At 63.7% G+C, this 16,016-nt stretch carries 18 protein-coding genes; 10 read left to right on the top strand and 8 right to left on the bottom strand.

The genetic code is table 11. From position 1 onward, the window contains the following. Window positions 1–45: 45 nt before the first annotated feature. From BB347_RS02620 to BB347_RS02610, 3 genes are all read left to right on the top strand, one after another. Window positions 46–1,647, top strand: coding sequence for an aldehyde dehydrogenase family protein (locus BB347_RS02620; RefSeq protein WP_076578675.1), 1,602 nt, complete (start codon window positions 46–48; stop codon window positions 1,645–1,647). Window positions 1,648–1,787: 140 nt separating this feature from the next. After that, window positions 1,788–2,969, top strand: a complete 1,182-nt coding sequence (gene glmU / locus BB347_RS02615) for a bifunctional sugar-1-phosphate nucleotidylyltransferase/acetyltransferase (RefSeq protein WP_076578677.1) — start codon at window positions 1,788–1,790, stop codon at window positions 2,967–2,969. 91 nt (window positions 2,970–3,060) lie between these two features. Beyond that, window positions 3,061–3,639 (top strand): metal-dependent hydrolase, encoded by a 579-nt coding sequence (locus tag BB347_RS02610; protein WP_076578679.1) that lies wholly within the window; start codon window positions 3,061–3,063, stop codon window positions 3,637–3,639. 61 nt (window positions 3,640–3,700) lie between these two features. Here the strand turns inward: BB347_RS02610 and BB347_RS19180 are convergent, their stop codons facing one another. Beyond that, entirely contained in the window at window positions 3,701–3,871 is a 171-nt protein-coding gene (locus tag BB347_RS19180; protein ID WP_168170923.1) for an HVO_0758 family zinc finger protein, read from the bottom strand. A 235-nt stretch (window positions 3,872–4,106) separates the two neighbouring features. Here BB347_RS19180 and BB347_RS02605 point away from each other — a divergent pair, with 235 nt between their 5' ends. From BB347_RS02605 to BB347_RS02595, 3 genes are all read left to right on the top strand, one after another. Next, a complete protein-coding gene (locus BB347_RS02605; RefSeq protein ID WP_076578681.1) occupies window positions 4,107–5,270 on the top strand; it encodes a glycosyltransferase family protein in 1,164 nt (387 codons plus the stop codon). Between the two features lie 26 nt (window positions 5,271–5,296). Next, window positions 5,297–5,776, top strand: coding sequence for a DUF7109 family protein (locus BB347_RS02600; RefSeq protein WP_076578684.1), 480 nt, complete (start codon window positions 5,297–5,299; stop codon window positions 5,774–5,776). Between the two features lie 97 nt (window positions 5,777–5,873). Beyond that, the gene (locus BB347_RS02595; protein WP_076578687.1) at window positions 5,874–6,464 is read left to right on the top strand and encodes an NUDIX hydrolase; all 591 of its coding nucleotides are present in this window, start codon (window positions 5,874–5,876) and stop codon (window positions 6,462–6,464) included. Between the two features lie 53 nt (window positions 6,465–6,517). Here BB347_RS02595 and BB347_RS02590 read toward each other — a convergent pair whose 3' ends face one another. After that, window positions 6,518–7,204: a DUF502 domain-containing protein gene (locus BB347_RS02590; RefSeq protein WP_076578689.1), complete on the bottom strand. Its 687-nt coding sequence runs from the start codon at window positions 7,202–7,204 to the stop codon at window positions 6,518–6,520. A gap of 218 nt (window positions 7,205–7,422) precedes the next feature. On the opposite strand from BB347_RS02590, the gene BB347_RS02585 reads away from it, so the two are divergent. Together BB347_RS02585 and BB347_RS02580 are read left to right on the top strand one after the other, a co-directional pair. Next, window positions 7,423–8,202 carry a DUF7388 family protein gene (locus tag BB347_RS02585; RefSeq protein WP_076580154.1) on the top strand — a complete coding sequence of 260 codons (780 nt, stop codon included), beginning with the start codon at window positions 7,423–7,425 and terminating at the stop codon, window positions 8,200–8,202. Between the two features lie 147 nt (window positions 8,203–8,349). Beyond that, the gene (locus BB347_RS02580; protein ID WP_076578691.1) at window positions 8,350–9,534 is read left to right on the top strand and encodes an NAD(P)/FAD-dependent oxidoreductase; all 1,185 of its coding nucleotides are present in this window, start codon (window positions 8,350–8,352) and stop codon (window positions 9,532–9,534) included. Window positions 9,535–9,540: 6 nt separating this feature from the next. On the opposite strand, the gene BB347_RS02575 is transcribed toward BB347_RS02580, so the two are convergent. Together BB347_RS02575 and BB347_RS19175 are read right to left on the bottom strand one after the other, a co-directional pair. Further along, window positions 9,541–10,038, bottom strand: coding sequence for an Hsp20/alpha crystallin family protein (locus BB347_RS02575; protein ID WP_076578693.1), 498 nt, complete (start codon window positions 10,036–10,038; stop codon window positions 9,541–9,543). A gap of 188 nt (window positions 10,039–10,226) precedes the next feature. After that, window positions 10,227–10,385 carry a DUF7559 family protein gene (locus BB347_RS19175; RefSeq protein WP_168170922.1) on the bottom strand — a complete coding sequence of 53 codons (159 nt, stop codon included), beginning with the start codon at window positions 10,383–10,385 and terminating at the stop codon, window positions 10,227–10,229. Between the two features lie 138 nt (window positions 10,386–10,523). Between BB347_RS19175 and BB347_RS02570 the strand changes: the two genes are divergently transcribed. Beyond that, a complete protein-coding gene (locus tag BB347_RS02570) occupies window positions 10,524–12,284 on the top strand; it encodes a radical SAM protein (protein WP_076578695.1) in 1,761 nt (586 codons plus the stop codon). Between the two features lie 140 nt (window positions 12,285–12,424). Beyond that, window positions 12,425–12,829 carry a TRAM domain-containing protein gene (locus BB347_RS02565; RefSeq protein ID WP_076578697.1) on the top strand — a complete coding sequence of 135 codons (405 nt, stop codon included), beginning with the start codon at window positions 12,425–12,427 and terminating at the stop codon, window positions 12,827–12,829. Between the two features lie 128 nt (window positions 12,830–12,957). On the opposite strand, the gene BB347_RS02560 is transcribed toward BB347_RS02565, so the two are convergent. The 4 genes from BB347_RS02560 to BB347_RS02545 form a co-directional block, all read right to left on the bottom strand. Next, window positions 12,958–13,722, bottom strand: coding sequence for a heptaprenylglyceryl phosphate synthase (locus BB347_RS02560; protein WP_076578699.1), 765 nt, complete (start codon window positions 13,720–13,722; stop codon window positions 12,958–12,960). Between the two features lie 70 nt (window positions 13,723–13,792). After that, window positions 13,793–14,545, bottom strand: coding sequence for a YkgJ family cysteine cluster protein (locus tag BB347_RS02555; protein ID WP_076578701.1), 753 nt, complete (start codon window positions 14,543–14,545; stop codon window positions 13,793–13,795). Window positions 14,546–14,574: 29 nt separating this feature from the next. Further along, window positions 14,575–15,369: an MBL fold metallo-hydrolase gene (locus BB347_RS02550; protein WP_076578703.1), complete on the bottom strand. Its 795-nt coding sequence runs from the start codon at window positions 15,367–15,369 to the stop codon at window positions 14,575–14,577. A gap of 126 nt (window positions 15,370–15,495) precedes the next feature. Continuing rightward, complete coding sequence (locus tag BB347_RS02545) at window positions 15,496–15,777, bottom strand: MarR family transcriptional regulator (protein ID WP_076578705.1); 282 nt, start codon at window positions 15,775–15,777, stop codon at window positions 15,496–15,498. Between the last annotated feature and the right edge of the window lie 239 nt (window positions 15,778–16,016).

Genomic DNA, 16,016 nt, shown 5'->3' with positions numbered 1-16,016 from the left:
TAACTCACCAGCAGGGTTTTCACGATACTCGTCGTAATATTTGCCATGAGTCAACAAGCCACGACACAGGTACACGGCCACTACATCGGCGGCGAGTGGACGGACGACTCGAGTGCGTCTCGATCGGAGGAGGCCGAACGCTTCGAGAGTCAGAACCCAGCAACCGGCGAATCGCTCGCGACATTCGAGCGCGGAACGGCGGAGGACGTCGACGCGGCGCTCGAGGCCGCCGAGGGGGCGTTCGAGGAGTGGCGATCACTGTCGTACATCGATCGCGCGGAGTACCTCTGGGACATCTACCACGAGCTCCGCGAGCGTCACGACGAGTTGGGAGAAATCGTCTCGAAAGAGTGCGGGAAGGAGATTTCGGAGGGGAAAGCCGACGTGACCGAAGCCTGGCACATGGTCGAGTGGGCCGCCGGCAACGCCCGCCATCCCCACGGCGACGTCGTTCCGAGCGAGGTCGCGGGCAAGGACGCCTACATGCGCCGCAAACCACGGGGCGTCGTCGGTTGTATCACGCCGTGGAACTTCCCCGTCGCGATCCCCTTCTGGCACATGGCTATCGCGCTGGTCGAAGGCAACACCGTCGTCTGGAAACCCGCCGAACAGACGCCGTGGTGCGGGCAGGTCATCGCCGAGATGATGGACGAGGCCGGCGTTCCCGACGGCGTGTTCAACATGGTCCAGGGCTACGGCGACGCCGGCGCGGCGATCACCGACGACGACCGCGTCGACACCGTCCTCTTCACCGGCTCCGCCGAAGTCGGCCACGAAATCTCGGGCAAAGTCGGCGGCGAAGCGGGCAAACTCGCCGCCTGCGAGATGGGCGGCAAGAACGGCATCGTCGTCACCGAAGAAGCCGACCTCGACGTCGCGGTCCACTCGGCGATCATGTCGAGTTTCAAGACGACCGGCCAGCGTTGCGTCTCCTCGGAGCGCCTGATCGTCCACACCGACGTCTACGACGAGTTCAAATCGCGGTTCGTCGACATCGCCGAAGACATCGCCGTCGGCGACCCGCTCGAGGCGGACACGTTCATGGGGCCCGTCATCGAAGACGACCACGTCGAGAAGATCCGCCGGCACAACGAACTGGCCGTCGAGGAGGGTGCCGATGTGCTCGTCGATCGGTTCGAACTCGAGGCCGAGGAGATTCCCGACGGTCACGCGGAGGGAGCGGCCATCGCTGGCGACGGTGAGCGAACCGATGGCTTCGCGAACGGCCACTGGGTCGGCCCGTTCGTCTACGAAATCGACTACGAGCCGGACCTGCGCTGTTTGAACGAGGAGTGTTTCGGCCCGCACGTCGCCCTTATCGAGTACGACGGCGACATCGACCGCGCGCTCGAGATTCACAACGATACCCCCTACGGCCTCGCGGGCGCGATTGTCTCCGAAGACTACCGGCAGTTGAACGCGTTCCGAGATCGGGCGGAAATCGGTCTCGCGTACGCGAACCTCCCGTGTATCGGCGCGGAGGTGCAGTTACCCTTTGGCGGCGTCAAGAAGTCCGGAAACGGCTATCCGAGCGCTCGAGAGGCCATCGAGGCCGTCACCGAGCGAACGGCCTGGACGATCAACAACGCCGACGACATCGAGATGGCACAGGGACTTTCGGCCGACATTACGACGACCGACGACTAACCCCGTCGTCGGCTACCGAACGAGATCGCTCTCGTATGTTCTCGTTCAAGATATCTGCACGCTTTATACTAGAAAATAGATACTTGTCTCTGCGAGGTAGCGAATCGCTTATCCGACGGTTCGTGGAACAAACGAGATACATGAAAGCAGTCGTTCTTGCGGCTGGGCAGGGCACGCGTATTCGACCACTCTCTCATTCGGTCCCGAAACCAATGTTGCCGGTCGCCGACCGGCCCCTCGTCGCCCACACGATCGACGCTGCAATCGACGCCGGCGCGGACGAAATCGTCCTCGTCATCGGCTACGAAGCCGATACCGTCCGCGAGTACTTCGGCCCGGAATATCGCGGTGTTCCCGTCTCCTATGCGGTCCAGACCGAACAGGCTGGCACGGCAGACGCCGTCAACGCTGCCAGCGAACACCTCGATGGCCCGTTCGCCGTCTTGAACGGCGACAACCTCTACGATCCGGCCGCGATCGCGCAACTCTTCGAACAGTGTCCGGCCGTCTGCGCCATCGAAGTCGACGACCCGCGAAACTACGGCGTCCTCAGCACCGACGGCGACTCGGTCTCCGGCATCGTCGAGAAGCCGGCCGATCCGCCGACGAATCTCGCAAACGCGGGCGCGTACGCATTTCCCGAGGCGGCCCGCAAGTGGCTCGAGGTCCCCGAAAGCGACCGCGGAGAACACGAGATCACGGACGTGCTCGCGACGGTAATAGACGAGTTCGACGTCAGCCCCGTCACGCTCTCGCGGTGGCTCGACGTCGGCCGCCCCTGGGAACTACTCGAGGCCAACGAGTGGAAACTCTCCGTCCTCGAGCGACGCGTCGACGGCGACGTGAGCGAAGACGCCCACCTCGAGGGTGACGTCGTCGTCGAGCCGGGTGCAACGGTCAAATCCGGCGTCGTGATCGAGGGGCCCGCGTTGATTCGCTCGGGTGCAACCGTCGGGCCCAACGCGTACGTTCGCGGCGCAACGCTGATCGACGAAGGCGCGAAAGTCGGCCACGCCGCGGAAGTGAAAAACAGCGTGCTCTCACGCGACGCGTCGGTCAGTCACCTCTCGTACGTCGGCGACAGCGTCCTCGGTCGCGACGTCAACCTCGGCGCGGGAACGAACGTCGCGAACCTGCGACACGACGATGCAGCTATCGAGTTTACCGTCAAGGGCGAACGCGTCTCGACGGGCCGCCGAAAGTTCGGAATCGTCGCCGGTGACGACGTCAAGACGGGTATCAACTCGAGTCTCACGCCGGGGCTAAAACTCTCACCCGGAGCGACGACGAAACCCGGCGAGACAGTCGACCGAGACCGATAGATCGACGACGGACTCGCTTTCCGAGGAAGCTGAACGGTCGCTGAGTTCGATCACATCTGTTATAGGCCGTCGACACATCTCACACCCCAGCATGTGGCCACTCGGACACGTCGCCGTCGCCTATCTCTGTTACGCGATTGCGACCCGCGTTCGCTTCGATGCGCGGCCAGCAGCGATTCCAGTCATTATTCTCGTCTTCGGGAGTCAGTTTCCGGACCTCGTCGACAAACCGCTGGCGTGGTATCTGGGCGTTATTCCGACCGGACGGACGCTCACACACTCACTGTTCACGATCGTTCCGCTCTCGCTCGCGGCCTACGTCCTCGCTCGAGCGTACGATCGTCGCGAGTACGGCGTTGCCTTCGCGATCGGTGCGCTCTCACACGTTATCGTCGATGCCGTCCCAGCCCTCTGGGGCGAAGAAGGGAGTGCCGATCACCTCCTCTGGCCGGTTGTCGGCGTCGAGGAGTACGAGCAGGGGCCGCCGACCATCACGGCCCTCCTCCAAGACTCGCTGACCGATCCGTACTTTCTCTCGGAGTTCGTCTTCGCTGCACTCGCGTTCGTCCTCTGGCGACGACACGGCTATCCCGGTCTCGGGCCGCTACAACGTGCCCTCGAGCGAGTGACGGGCCGTCACCGTGAGCCTCGCCGCGACGAACTCGAGTGATCTGTGGCCAAGGGTGACCGATCGGTCACCGTGATCGTTTCCGGACAGTTTCGTGACCGCGCTAGCGAATCTCCTTCCAGGTATCGTCACACTCCGGACAGATCCGAAGTGTGGCGATTTTGTCCGGGTCGTTTTCGGTCTTCAGTGGCTGTTCACACTCGCCACAGACCAGTCTATCGTAGGTGTCTTTATCGAGTTCACCCTCGCGAAGTGCCTTTCGGATCGATTTCATGTTGCGCTCCTACGAAGGAGGGGGAGAAAAAGACCGGTGCTTTTTCCGAACTATTCCCATCAGCTGAACGACAATATTTTTGAGAGAAAGCTGGTGAAAGAACGAGCGTTCTTCGTTCGTCACGGAAACCACGTATCGAGGGTGGCGAAAAGCACGCTCGAGACGCGAGCCTGCGTTGCGACAGTCTTTGGCCGGAGTCGTGACCATTTTACCGGTCCAGCCGAACACTCCACCGATGGAGTACGTCCAGGAGCGAATCGCGACGCTCCACGAATTCGGTGGCTCGGCGTGCGAAGATAGCGCCGACACGACGGCGGCGATAGCCGAGACGGCCGTCGTCGTCCCGATGACCGACCGCGAGCATGGGAGTCCCGCGGCCGAACGCGTGCTCGAGGAACTCGAGTCGCTCGCACCAGCGCCGGCGGCCGTCGTCGTTCCCGTTCGCGCCGACGCCGACAGTATCGGCCCGGTTCGGGAGTGGCTCGAGTCGTTCTCGCTCCCGATTCAGGTGCTCTGGTGTAACTCACCAGCGATGGAATCGCGACTCGCGGCGGCCGGAGTGTCCCCGGGTGCGGGTAAAGGACGCGACGTCTGGCTGGCGCTTGGCCCCGCCACGACAGCGGCGGAGTTCGTCGTCGTCCACGACGCCGACGTCCGGAGTTACGACGCCTCGCACGTCCACCGACTGCTCGCCCCGCTGACGATGGGGTTCTCGTTCTCGAAGGGCTACTACGCGCGAATCGAAGACGAACGGCTCTACGGTCGTCTCTTTCGGCTCTTTTACACGCCACTCGTCCGGACGCTCGCGGACGAACACAACGAGGATATTCTGGCGTATCTGGATTCGTTTCGCTACGCCCTCGCGGGCGAGTTCGCCGCGCGTTCGGACCTCGCACGGCAACTCCGTGCCCCGCGAGCGTGGGGGCTCGAGGTCGGAACGCTCGGCGACGCGTTCGACGCCGCCGGGTTTGACGGAACCGCACAGGTCGACCTTGGGCGACACGAACACGACCACCGCGGCGTCTCCGGCGAGACCGGACTCGAGGGGATGAGCCGCGAAGTCGCCAGCGAACTGTTGCGCGTCGTCGAGGAACGCGGCGTCGATCCCGACTACGAGACCCTCCAGGAGCGGTTTCTCGCGACTGGGGAGGGACTTGTCGGTCACTATCGCGCTGACGCGGCGTTCAACGGCCTCGCGTACGATCCGGCGAGCGAGCGAGACCAGCTCGCTCGATACGCCGAGTCGATCACGCCGCCGGGTCCGGACCGAAGATTACCGCGCTGGGCGGACGCGCCGTTCGACGCGACGGCGGTACTCGAGGCGACACGCCCCTGGCGAACGGACCAGCGATCCGAACGGCGCTCGCTCGGGCGCGTCGACGGCAGCGCACAAGACTAATCTTCCCGCCCTTCGTTGTGGCGGGTATGAACGCGACCGCCGACGAACTCGCCGGCGTGGTCGACCTCTTCGGCGCGTTGACTCGCTCCGAACTCGAGCGGGCGCTCTCGGAAGCCGCATATCGGGCCGACGGCCGATCGCTCGACGAAGCGTCCCTCGAAGCGGCCATCGACGACGCCATCGAGTCGTTTGCGCTGGTTCGCCACGAGCCACGCGGAAACGGGGCTGAGACGACGGTACTGGTCGCCGGTCCGACGGCGTTCCCGTCGGTGCCGGCTCACGCCGAAGACGTCCCGCACATCCTCGACGTCGACCGACGGCGACTCGACCGCGACGCGCTCGGCGAGACCGCCCGCGAGCAGTTCCTCGAGGCTGTCGAGACGGCGACCGAGAACCCGGCCGACGCGGATCTCGAGGAACTGATCGACATCAGCTACGACGTCGAAGCGTGGGCGCCGGTCGACCTCGCGAACGAGCGCGACCAACTGGAGGCGTCACTCGAGTGAATCGACCGCTCCCCCGGCCGCGCGACCGACGAACGCGGACGAGCCTCACCCGGTTTCCGACTCGAGTTCGGCCAGCTCCGAACGAGTGTGATCACGCGTGACCCAGACGACACTAACGCTCGAGCCCGTCGCGAGCCACGAACCGCTCGAGATCGACGATCAGGAGTACGACGCCGCGGTCCTCGCCCCCATCGTCGAACGCGACGGTGAGGACCACCTGCTGTTTACGCGGCGATCGGACGACCTCGGCGAACACCCCGGCCAGATGAGCTTTCCGGGCGGGGGTGCCGAACCGATCGACGAAACGATCCTCGAGACCGCGCTTCGAGAGTCTCACGAAGAGATCGGACTCGAGCCCCACGAGGTCGAAATCGTCGGCCGGTTAGACGACATTCGAACGGTCTCCGAGTACGCCGTCACGCCGTTCGTCGGCCACGTGCCAGACCGCGAGTACGAACGCGACGGCTACGAGGTTGCCGAAATCGTCGTCCTGCCGCTGACCGAGCTCCTCGATCCGGCGAATTACGAGTACGAGCACCGCGATCACCCCTACTACGGCGACATGGTCATCCACTACTTCCACGTCGACGGCTACACCGTCTGGGGCGCCACGGGCCGAATGCTCGTCCAGTTACTCGAGTTGGCGACCGATTTCGACGCGTCCGAGCGAGTCGACCGGGCCGAGTGAACCGCCGTCGGTATGTCGAGTGAGCTACGACGATGGAGCGAGCCACGACGCCGCTATTTCTTGGGCGGGCCCCGTTCGATCTCCATCTCGCCGACGACGGACAGGGAGAGTTCGTCGATGTCCGCCTCCGCTCGATCGGCATCGCCGAATCCGGCGCTGACGACTCGAGTGAGCGCTTCCTCGACGGTTTCGTCCAGTTCGGTTATTTCCTCGGGTGAGACCTCGAGGACGAACCCGGTCGTGATGTTCGGTGAGGTGGGCAAAAAGAGCAAGACGCGACCGTCGGTCGTCGTGCGGCCCGTCTTGAACGCCGTCATCCGCAGCCCGTTCCACGTCTCGAGTCTGACGGGCGTCTGAAGCGTATCGCCCGCGCCGAGGGCCGTTTCGGTGGCAGTTTTCGACGCGTTGTAGATGACTCGAATGAGGGGAACGCGGTTGGCGAGATAGTCGACGATTCCCTCGAGGACTTCGCCCGTCGTCGTGTCCGTCGTCTGTCCGATCCCGTACATCGCGAGACAGAGGAGGGCGACGAAGGTCAGGACGCGAAGTACGGCTGCGAGTTGGGCGAGGACGAACTCGTTGACGCCGGGGAGGAACACGCCGAGTACGTCGGCGTTGATGAGGACGGCAGGCGTGAATCGCGCGATAAACGAGTAGAGAATGTAGAGGAGTACGAGCGTCACGAGGACGGGTCCAACGACGATCAGCCCCCGACCGAAATCCCCTTTCAGCGAACTCATGTGGCGACGTTCACACACAGAGTCTGTGTCCCTCATACGAGTAGATTGTGGACTCGCGTCGGCCGAAGGCAATCGGCTTTGAGCGATCGATCGATCCTGACGGAACGCCAGATTTTTGCGCGTCGACCCCGCAGACCCGACAATCGCGTCGACGACGGTAGACCGATCGATGGAGACCACGTCGGAACCTACCGCGCGTCGAGCGAGTGACGTTATCGATGTTGACCGAACATACCGTCGCCCGCGCCGGTCTGGATGCAATCGCGCTGAAGCCAACCGAATGTGCCGTCGAAACGGCCAGAGTACTTCCAGTCGACACGCTCGCAATCGACTACGAGGGCCGAGAGCACGTCCCATCCGCCGAAACGCTGCGCTCTCTCGCCCGCGAGGGCTCCGTCTACCTCACGACGCCCGTCCGTGCCGACGGGTTCGATCCGCTCGGAGACGACTCGCTCTGGACGGACGTCCCCGACGCAGTCAGTCGAATTCTCGTCGCCGGCCACCCTGGGTATCTCACCGAGACGGAGCGAGAGCGAACCGTCGCTCCCCGATTCGGTCGCGCCCTCGAGTCAGATCCGGACGCCTGGGTCGGCACCGAGAGCGTCGAACGGATCGCCATGGCGACGGGCGCGACCCAGTACGACCTCCTCTCGCGGACGACCGAACAGGAACTACAAGCCCTCCGAACGGCAGGCTTCGGCGGCGAGATTGCGGTCTACGCCCCGACGGTGTTGACGACGGACGACGACGCGATTCTCGATGCCGTCGGCGAGTACGTCGCCCGTCGCCGACCGGTCTCCCGGAAACTCCCCGACGGCGCAGCGACCGACTCGAGTGCGAGCGCTCGCGCACGTGAGGTCTTGCTCGCGGCGGCCACGGAGTACGCGCTCGTCGGCTCCCCGGAAGCGGTCGGCGAACGGGTCGAGCGACTTCGCGACTCCGGGGCGACCACCGTCGTCGGCTATCCGGCACAGGGCCTCGAGTCGCTTCGCTCGTGAGTCGGTCGGCCACAGGACGCGTCGCGTACCACCCAGAGGTAAGTACCTCCTCTCCACAGTACCCCACATGACGACGAGTACACACGATGGTGGTGGAAGGGTATCGCGTCGACGGGGTTGGTATCGACACTCGGTACGTGATCGACGATGACGCCCGAAGACGACCCCGATATTGCAGTCGGCGCGAACGCGTTCACGCAATCGGGTACCGGACTCGAGGTCGCCGTCGTCGGTGCTGGTGCCGTTGGCGCGACGACGGCGTACGACCTCGCTCGAGCGGGCGCGGACGTGACGCTCTACGACGCCGGCGAGGTCGCAAGCGGTGCGAGCGGGCGCGCTGCTGGCATCTGTTACAACGCGTTTGCGGGTTCCCTCGACGCCGAAATCGCCGGCGAGGCGATCGAACGATTTCGGGCGTTCTCCGGCGACGACACGTTCCCGTTCGTCGAGTGTCCCTACGTCTGGTTCGCACGGGACGGCGACTCGAATCGGGCGGAGGCGATCCGCGAACAGGTTCGCCAGATGCAAGAACGGGGCATCGTCGCCCTCGAGGCAGACGCCGACTCCCTCGCCGAGCGGTTCCCGACGCTCCGGACCGACGACGTCGCGGTCGCGGGAATCGCCGGCGCGGCGGGCTACACCGATCCGAGGCGGTACACGGCGAGTCTCGCCGCGGCCGCGACCGGTGCCGGCGCGACGCTCGAGGCGAACACGCCCGTCGAGGTCCGAACCGACCCCTCTCGAGTCGTCCTCCCGGACGGAGCCGGACGCGAGGTCGACGCCGTCGTCGTTACGGCGGGCGCGCACACGAAATCGTTGCTCGATGACGACGGCGTGTCGATCGCGATGAAACCGTATCGCGTGCAGGCGCTCGTCGCGAGCGCCGACCTCGAGGAGCCGATGTGGTACGACGCGAGCGACGAATTTTACGTGCGGCCCCACCCTGACGGCTTGCTCGCGGGTGACGGCACAGAGTTCGTCGAAGCCGACCCCGATTCGGTCGATCGGAGCGCTGACGGCGAGTTCACCGAAGACATTCTCGCGCGCGTCGAAACCCGTCTTCCCGACCTCGAGATCGAACTCGAGCGGGCGTGGGCGGGCCTCTGTACGGCGACGCCGGATCGCGATCCGCTCGTCGGGGAACTCGAGAACGGACTCTACGTCGCGACTGGATTCCACGGACACGGATTCATGCGCGCGCCGGCGATCGGCGAGCGACTGGCTGAGCAGGTCCTCGGCGACGACGGTATCGACGCGTTCGACCCGACTCGATTCGACGGCGACGAATCGTTCGATATCGTCGACGGAATGACGCTCGACTCCGAGCAGTAATCCGAGTTACTGCTCGTCGACGGCGAGTTCGCCGGCCGGTGTCGACGAGTCGGTCGACGACGAGTGAGAAACGGAGTCGGTCTCGGCCGACGAATCAGCTGATCTCTCTGCCGTCGGTTCCTCCTCGCGGGATCCCTTAGGGATCGTAATGCGCAGGGTTCCGGTTTCCGTCAGCGTCGCCTCGCCGGCGTCGGGTTCGACGATGGCGTCTGCTGGCAGTTCGGCCGATCCGGTCAACTCCATTCCGCGGCCGGGAAAGCGCATCTCGTAGCCGTCGCGATACTGCCGGAAGCGCTCGATTCGGATTTTGACGGTCCCCTCGAGATACCTGACCTCGATGTCAGTGGGTTCGGCATCCGGTGCATCGAAGACGACCTGGTAGGTCGTTTCGCTCTCGAGAATGTCGACGGGGAGCGAGCGATGGCTCTGGACCTGCCCGTTCGCCCGCCCGACCTGTCGATAGAGGGCGTTACCGATCGACTCCCGAAGGTACCCTGGAGTCATACGTAATCACCGACGGAACGAGGATGTGAATGTGTAACGAAGACCGAGAAAGCCATTGACGTCATTTGGTATGTGCGGGTACAACATACCTATTTATATTTTTTGTGGCGCCAAAATAAACGTCTGACACGTCCGACCGATCTGCGGTGTGTCTGAGGAGCCACGTCACCCGGTTGGGGGTACTCGAGTCAGAGGTCCACGCGCTCGAGGCAGGTGCTCCCGCCACAGACGGGACACGAGAGCGCGAGGTCCTCGAGGTCGTCCGGCACGTCGTAGGTGTAGTGATTCTCGAAGAGGTCGAGTACGCAATCGTCGTCGGTACAGACGAGTTCCTCGGTTGGTGGCATACCCACCTGTAGTGTGAGCACGACTATCAACGTCGGGGTTCGTCGTCGGAGTCTGCTCGCTGTCGCCTTCGGCCGGGGGCCACTCACGCCTACGTGCGTGTAGTCACCGTTTTACCACTCGAGGCGCTACCTGTCGCTATGACTGACCCCGAGACGCTCTCGGTGACGATCGTCGACGGCTACGTCGACGAGCCCGCTCACTTCGGGGTGCCGCCGTACATTTCGACGTACCCGCGATACACGGCCGGTGCGCTCGTCGACGCGGGCGTCCCCGAAGGCCAGATCACCTATCACACGATCGACGGCCTGCGCGACGAGCCCGGTCGCTGGCGCGACGTCGACGAGGCCGACCTCTTGATCTACCTCGGCGGCATGACCGTCCCCGGAAAGTACGTCGGTGGCACGCCCGCGGAACCCGACGAGGTGCGCAAACTCGCCTGGACCGCCAACGGCACGAGCCTGATGGGCGGCCCCATCAAGTTCGGCGTCGGCGACGAGAACGCCGGCGCGACCGAAACCGAGCGACAGGACCTCGACTTCGACTTCGTCGCGAAAGGTGACGTCGAGGCCGCCGTCTACGACCTCGTCGAGAGCGGTCTCGAAGGCTTCAACAACCGAATGCGAGACGTCGACGAAGTCTCTCGCTGGGCCCAAGGCGGGGCGTTCGTCGTCGAACAGCATCCGAATCACCCCGACTACCTCATCGCCGAACTCGAGACCTCTCGAGGCTGTGCCTATCGCTGTTCGTTCTGTACCGAACCGCTGTACGGCAATCCGACCTTCCGGCCCCCGCCCACGGTCGTCGGCGAAGTCGACGCGCTCTCCGACTACGGCGTCAAGCACTTCCGAATCGGCCGACAGGCCGACATCCTCGCCTACGGCGGCGACGGTGAAGCGCCCAATCCCGACGCCCTCAGCCAGCTCTACGGCGGTATCCGCGACGTTGCGCCCGACCTCGAGACGCTTCACCTCGACAACATGAACCCGATTACCATCGTCGAGTGGCCCGAAGCGAGTCGGGAGGGGATTCGGATCATCGCGGAACACAATACGCCGGGTGATACGGCCGCCTTCGGCCTCGAGTCCGCAGATCCACTCGTCCAAGAGGAGAACAATCTAAACGTCAGCGCCGAGGAGTGCTTCGAAGCGGTCAGAATCGTCAACGAGGAGGCTGGCTGGCGGCCGGGGGGACCGGACGATCCGGGGCCTTCCGACCGCGCGAGCGACGGCGCCGTGATCACGGGCGAAGACGACGACACGCCGCGACGGCTGCCCAAACTCCTTCCCGGCATCAACCTGCTCCACGGGCTCAAGGGCGAACGCGAGGAAACGTACGAACGGAATCGGAAATTCCTCGAGCGAGTCTACAACGAGGGCTACATGCTCCGGCGGATCAATATCCGGCAGGTGATGTCCTTCGACGGCACCGACATGTCCGACACGGGTGCCGAAATCGCTCACGACCACAAGAAGCTGTTCAAACGCTACAAACAGCAAGTACGCGAAGAGATCGACCAGCCGATGCTCGAGCGAGTCGCGCCGCCGGGAACCGTCTTGCCTGACGTCCACCTCGAGTACCACCAGGACGGGAAGACCTTCGGTCGACAACTCGGGACCTATCCGCTGTTGGTCGGGATTCCGGGAGAGCGCGAACTCGGATCGACGCTCGACGTCGCCGTCGTCGACCACGGGTATCGCTCCGTCACCGGCGTCCCCTATCCGCTCGATCTCAACGGGGCGTCGATGGACGAACTCACGGTGATTCCCGGAGTCGGGAACAGTACGGCGGGCGACATCGTCGTCAACCGCCCCTACGAGACGGTGGCAGACGCCGAACTCGACACGACGTTCGATGTCTCACAATTCATGACGACGCGGGCGTTCGAGCCCGTACAGTAAATCCGGACCCGAACGCGCGCTATGTTGCGGATGTGGCGAGTGAAGCGAGTTTCGAGGCACGGTGTGGTACCATGTTGGCGTGGTATCCTGTCGGTAGTTCTATTACGAATGAGAGTCAGAGGTGAAACGAGGGTCTACCTGTGGAAATATCTGAAAAGCTCCTGTGTTTGTTCAGTGCGGACGTTACAGAAGAGGAGGATCGCTACGTCATCGAAGTGCCACGACAAGAAGTCGAAACTGGGGACATCGATCCCGACGATGTCTATCGCGTCGCACTCATTTCACGTGAGGAAGCGACTGAGAGTGAGTCGACGACGGCACAGCCACAGACCGCGCCGTCGGAGCCACAACCGCCAGTCGACGTCGGCGAAACGCGCTACGTGGAAATCGAGGACATCGGGAAGCAGGGCGACGGTATCGCTCGCGTCGAGCGTGGGTACGTTATCATCGTCCCCGACGCCGACGTCGGCGAACGCGTCAAGGTGGAAGTCACCGAGGTCAAATCGAACTTCGCGGTCGGCGAGATCGTCGAAGAGACGTTCTAACGACACCGCCCTTTTGCCGACAAGTCACCGATACAGCGTACGCGCCGAGTACTGACACGACTGCGACGGAGTGTACAGACAACGACTGCGACGGCGGATGAAAACGACCGAGCACCCACAGCGTCGCCTTATTTCGGGATCGTCGCTCGGAACTGTGCCGGGTCGTCGTGGAAACAGTCGCCAACGACGATCGCATCCGCACCGGCTTCGAGAACGGCTGTGGCCTTCTCCTGGTTGTCGATCCCACCCCCGTAGACGAGTTGGGTGTCCTCGAGGTAGCGAGCGGCCGCTTCGACGTCGTCGGTACCACCGTAGGTGCCAGAGTACTCGATGTAGAAGATAGGGAAGCCGTAGAACGTCTCCGTCGCGAGGGCAGCGCCGGCGACCTGTTCGGGCGTGTACGTGGTGTCGACCCCCGAGACCGAAGCCGCGGCGGAGTCGAGGTGCTGGACCACGTACCCCTCGCCCACGAGCGTCTCCGTGAGGTCGGCGACAGCGTCGACGCCCTTCGACTCGATGAAGTTACCGACGACGGGAAGGCTCGCCCCGAGGAGGTCTTCGGGTTTGCGAGCGATTTCGGTGAAGAGGGCGGTGTGTTTTCCGACGAAGTGCGTTCGGTCGCCGTTGAAGACGGCCGGGACGGCGACGAAGTCCGCCGTTTCGATCGTTTCGCGTGAGACGTGGGCTGCACTGTAGGGTTCCTGAAAGACGGGAACCGACGGATACGTGTTCGCGATCGATTCGATGGCGTCGATCGTATTTTCCTCCGTCACGCCGTCGGAGCCGCCGACGATTACCAGATCAGTTCCTTCGAGGACGCCGAGATCGGACGGGAGGGGCTTCGCAGGGTCGACTTTCGTGATGTGCGTAATCTGTTCCCACTCGAGGCTCATGCGAATTGCTTCGAAGAAGGCCCTCAATGGCCTATCGATTTCGGTGTCAGAAATACGACTCCGACCGTCGTTACTTCTCGAGTGGCGTCCCGTCGTCGCGTTTCGCTCCTTCGGCGTCGTGAACGACGATTTCGCCGGCGTCAGGGTCGGCGGGTTCGTAGGTGTCTCGGACGCCGATCGCTTGCTCGAGTTCGGTGATCGTCCGGTCTTTGAGCGTCCGGGCGAGGGCCTCGGCGTCCTCGCGCGAAATGTCTCGTCCGAGTCCTTCACACTCGTGGGCGCGAACGTCGCCCGCTTCGTCGACCGCCTCGCCCATCGGCTGGCTGGTTCCAGCGAGGTCGATACTGAAGGGGTACGTCTGGCAGATCAGGGGCCGATCCTCGTGGACGCTGCAGGCGCCGGTCCCGTCGGCCGTCGTCTCATAAAAGGTGCAGTCGCCACAGCCGTCGGTCTGGAGCGCCCACTCGAAGGTCTCCCCCTCGAGGCCGTCGTCCGTTTCGCTGAGGCCGTAGGGCATCGGGCGAGCGACGTCTCGCCAGTCGTATTCGCCGGTGTCCGTCTCGTGATTGTCGTCGTCTGTCTCGTCATCGGACGCCTCGCTGGCCGCCGAAACGTTGTCGGTCGGGTCGCCATCGCTCGTCTCTCGATCCACGAGCGTCCGGATCTCCTCGGGGAACACCGTCGCCGTGTGTTCTTCTTCACCGTGGCCTTTACAGCAGGCCCCACAGCGAGTGCACTCGAAGCCGATCGACTCGATGGCGTCCGCGAGGTCGGCGACGTCGAGTGCACGAGCGGATTCGAGTTCTGCCTCGAGTGATTGCACACCGAGTACTACCCGCGAGCGGGGAAAAGTCAGTCGCTCCGCGCTCGAGCGGTCGCTCGCTCGCCGTCCCACTCGAGTCGCCCTTCCACATCGAGTTTCTCGAGGTGAGCGACGACCGTTGCGCGGGCGAGTTCGCGGACGCCCGAGAGGTCTTTCTCGTACGCACGTTCGAGGATTTCCTCGAGATCGTTGGCACCGGATTCGACCGCGTCGTTGACCGTTCGTTCGCGGCGTCGACGGTGTGCGAGCAGTCGCTCGAGGGTGGCTCGAGGGTCGTCGATCACGGGGCCGTGACCGGGGTGAAGCGTCGGCGGGTCCATCGTCCAGAGGCGTCGAAGGGTCGAGACGTACGCGCGCATGTCGCCGTCGGGTGCGCCGACGACGACGCTGCCTTCGCGTATCGCACAGTCGCCACAGAGAATCGGGCCACCGCACCCGACCTCGAGAGCGATGTGGTCGGCCGCGTGTCCGGGCGCTCCGACGATTCGAATTCGCTCGTCGTCGACGGAAAGGGTCGTTCCCGGTTGGAGGGTTCGATCGGGCTCGAGACCGGTCGCGTCGGCGAATCGCTCCCGTCGGCCGTACCTGGCCCAGACGGTCGCGTCGGTTTCGTTCGCGTAGGATTGGAGTGCGCCGACGTGGTCGGGATGGGTGTGCGTAGCGAGAATGTGTTCGACCGACCGGTCGGCGACGAGTCGATCGAGTTCGTCGGTCCGCGCCGCCGGATCGACGAGAACTGCCGATTCACGGCCGATTAGATAGGCGTTCGTCGTTCCAGTCGGCGCGTACGTGGATACCGGGACCGGACAGCGAGTGAGCGACATACCTCGAGACTTCCGAGCGCACGAAAAAGTGTATATCGGCACGTCGATGCAAAGCGCCTGTCGGCCACCCCACACTGCATCCCCGTGTTGTGAACCGTGGTAGCAGGCAGCGTTCGTCCGGCCCGGTCAGCGTTTGAGGTAGTACACCTGTTTCCGCGCGTCGCGGAAACTGTATCGAGAGCCGACGAGGTCCACATCCTCGAGTCGGTTGAGGGCGTAGCGAACGGTGCGGTCGGGGAGGAGCGATTCCTCGGCGAGTTGGCCCTGCGAGAGCGGCGAATCGGCTTCGAGCACTTTCGCGACCAGTTTCGCACTCGGTGGGAGGTCACGAAGACGCTCGCGGTATTCGTCCTCAGAGAGGGTCTCTTCGCCGGCGGCGGCACCGTCCTCGGTTGTACTCATGCTCATGTCTATTCCAGCGGAACCCCTGATGGTAAACCTTCCCTATATGTGGATACGAATAGTGAAGTTTGTATAAGGGGTATAAATGAGGTATAAACACAAGCAATGCGAACGACGCGTCTTTGTAAATCAGCGCGATTGTAATCGAACACAGGCACACAGCACTCTACGTGGCAATCTCGAGCAACTTTTCGGGACACGAGCGTGAGTAACTCGAATTCGGAGGGCGGACACTCACAACGCAT

The organism is Natronorubrum daqingense (assembly GCF_001971705.1).
Taxonomy (GTDB): Archaea; Halobacteriota; Halobacteria; order Halobacteriales; family Natrialbaceae; genus Natronorubrum; species Natronorubrum daqingense.
This window is presented reverse-complemented; position numbering and strand designations above follow the sequence as displayed.

Coding starts and splice junctions, on each gene's coding strand:
- BB347_RS02580 (WP_076578691.1), top strand. CDS start 8,350: ATGACGCCCGAAGACGACCCCGATATTGCAGTCGGCGCGAACGCGTTC.
- glmU (WP_076578677.1), top strand. CDS start 1,788: ATGAAAGCAGTCGTTCTTGCGGCTGGGCAGGGCACGCGTATTCGACCA.
- BB347_RS02605 (WP_076578681.1), top strand. CDS start 4,107: ATGGAGTACGTCCAGGAGCGAATCGCGACGCTCCACGAATTCGGTGGC.
- BB347_RS02545 (WP_076578705.1), bottom strand. CDS start 15,777: ATGAGCATGAGTACAACCGAGGACGGTGCCGCCGCCGGCGAAGAGACC.
- BB347_RS02575 (WP_076578693.1), bottom strand. CDS start 10,038: ATGACTCCAGGGTACCTTCGGGAGTCGATCGGTAACGCCCTCTATCGA.
- BB347_RS02590 (WP_076578689.1), bottom strand. CDS start 7,204: ATGAGTTCGCTGAAAGGGGATTTCGGTCGGGGGCTGATCGTCGTTGGA.
- BB347_RS02610 (WP_076578679.1), top strand. CDS start 3,061: ATGTGGCCACTCGGACACGTCGCCGTCGCCTATCTCTGTTACGCGATT.
- BB347_RS02620 (WP_076578675.1), top strand. CDS start 46: ATGAGTCAACAAGCCACGACACAGGTACACGGCCACTACATCGGCGGC.
- BB347_RS19175 (WP_168170922.1), bottom strand. CDS start 10,385: ATGCCACCAACCGAGGAACTCGTCTGTACCGACGACGATTGCGTACTC.
- BB347_RS19180 (WP_168170923.1), bottom strand. CDS start 3,871: ATGAAATCGATCCGAAAGGCACTTCGCGAGGGTGAACTCGATAAAGAC.
- BB347_RS02585 (WP_076580154.1), top strand. CDS start 7,423: ATGTTGACCGAACATACCGTCGCCCGCGCCGGTCTGGATGCAATCGCG.
- BB347_RS02550 (WP_076578703.1), bottom strand. CDS start 15,369: ATGTCGCTCACTCGCTGTCCGGTCCCGGTATCCACGTACGCGCCGACT.
- BB347_RS02560 (WP_076578699.1), bottom strand. CDS start 13,722: ATGAGCCTCGAGTGGGAACAGATTACGCACATCACGAAAGTCGACCCT.
- BB347_RS02570 (WP_076578695.1), top strand. CDS start 10,524: ATGACTGACCCCGAGACGCTCTCGGTGACGATCGTCGACGGCTACGTC.
- BB347_RS02600 (WP_076578684.1), top strand. CDS start 5,297: ATGAACGCGACCGCCGACGAACTCGCCGGCGTGGTCGACCTCTTCGGC.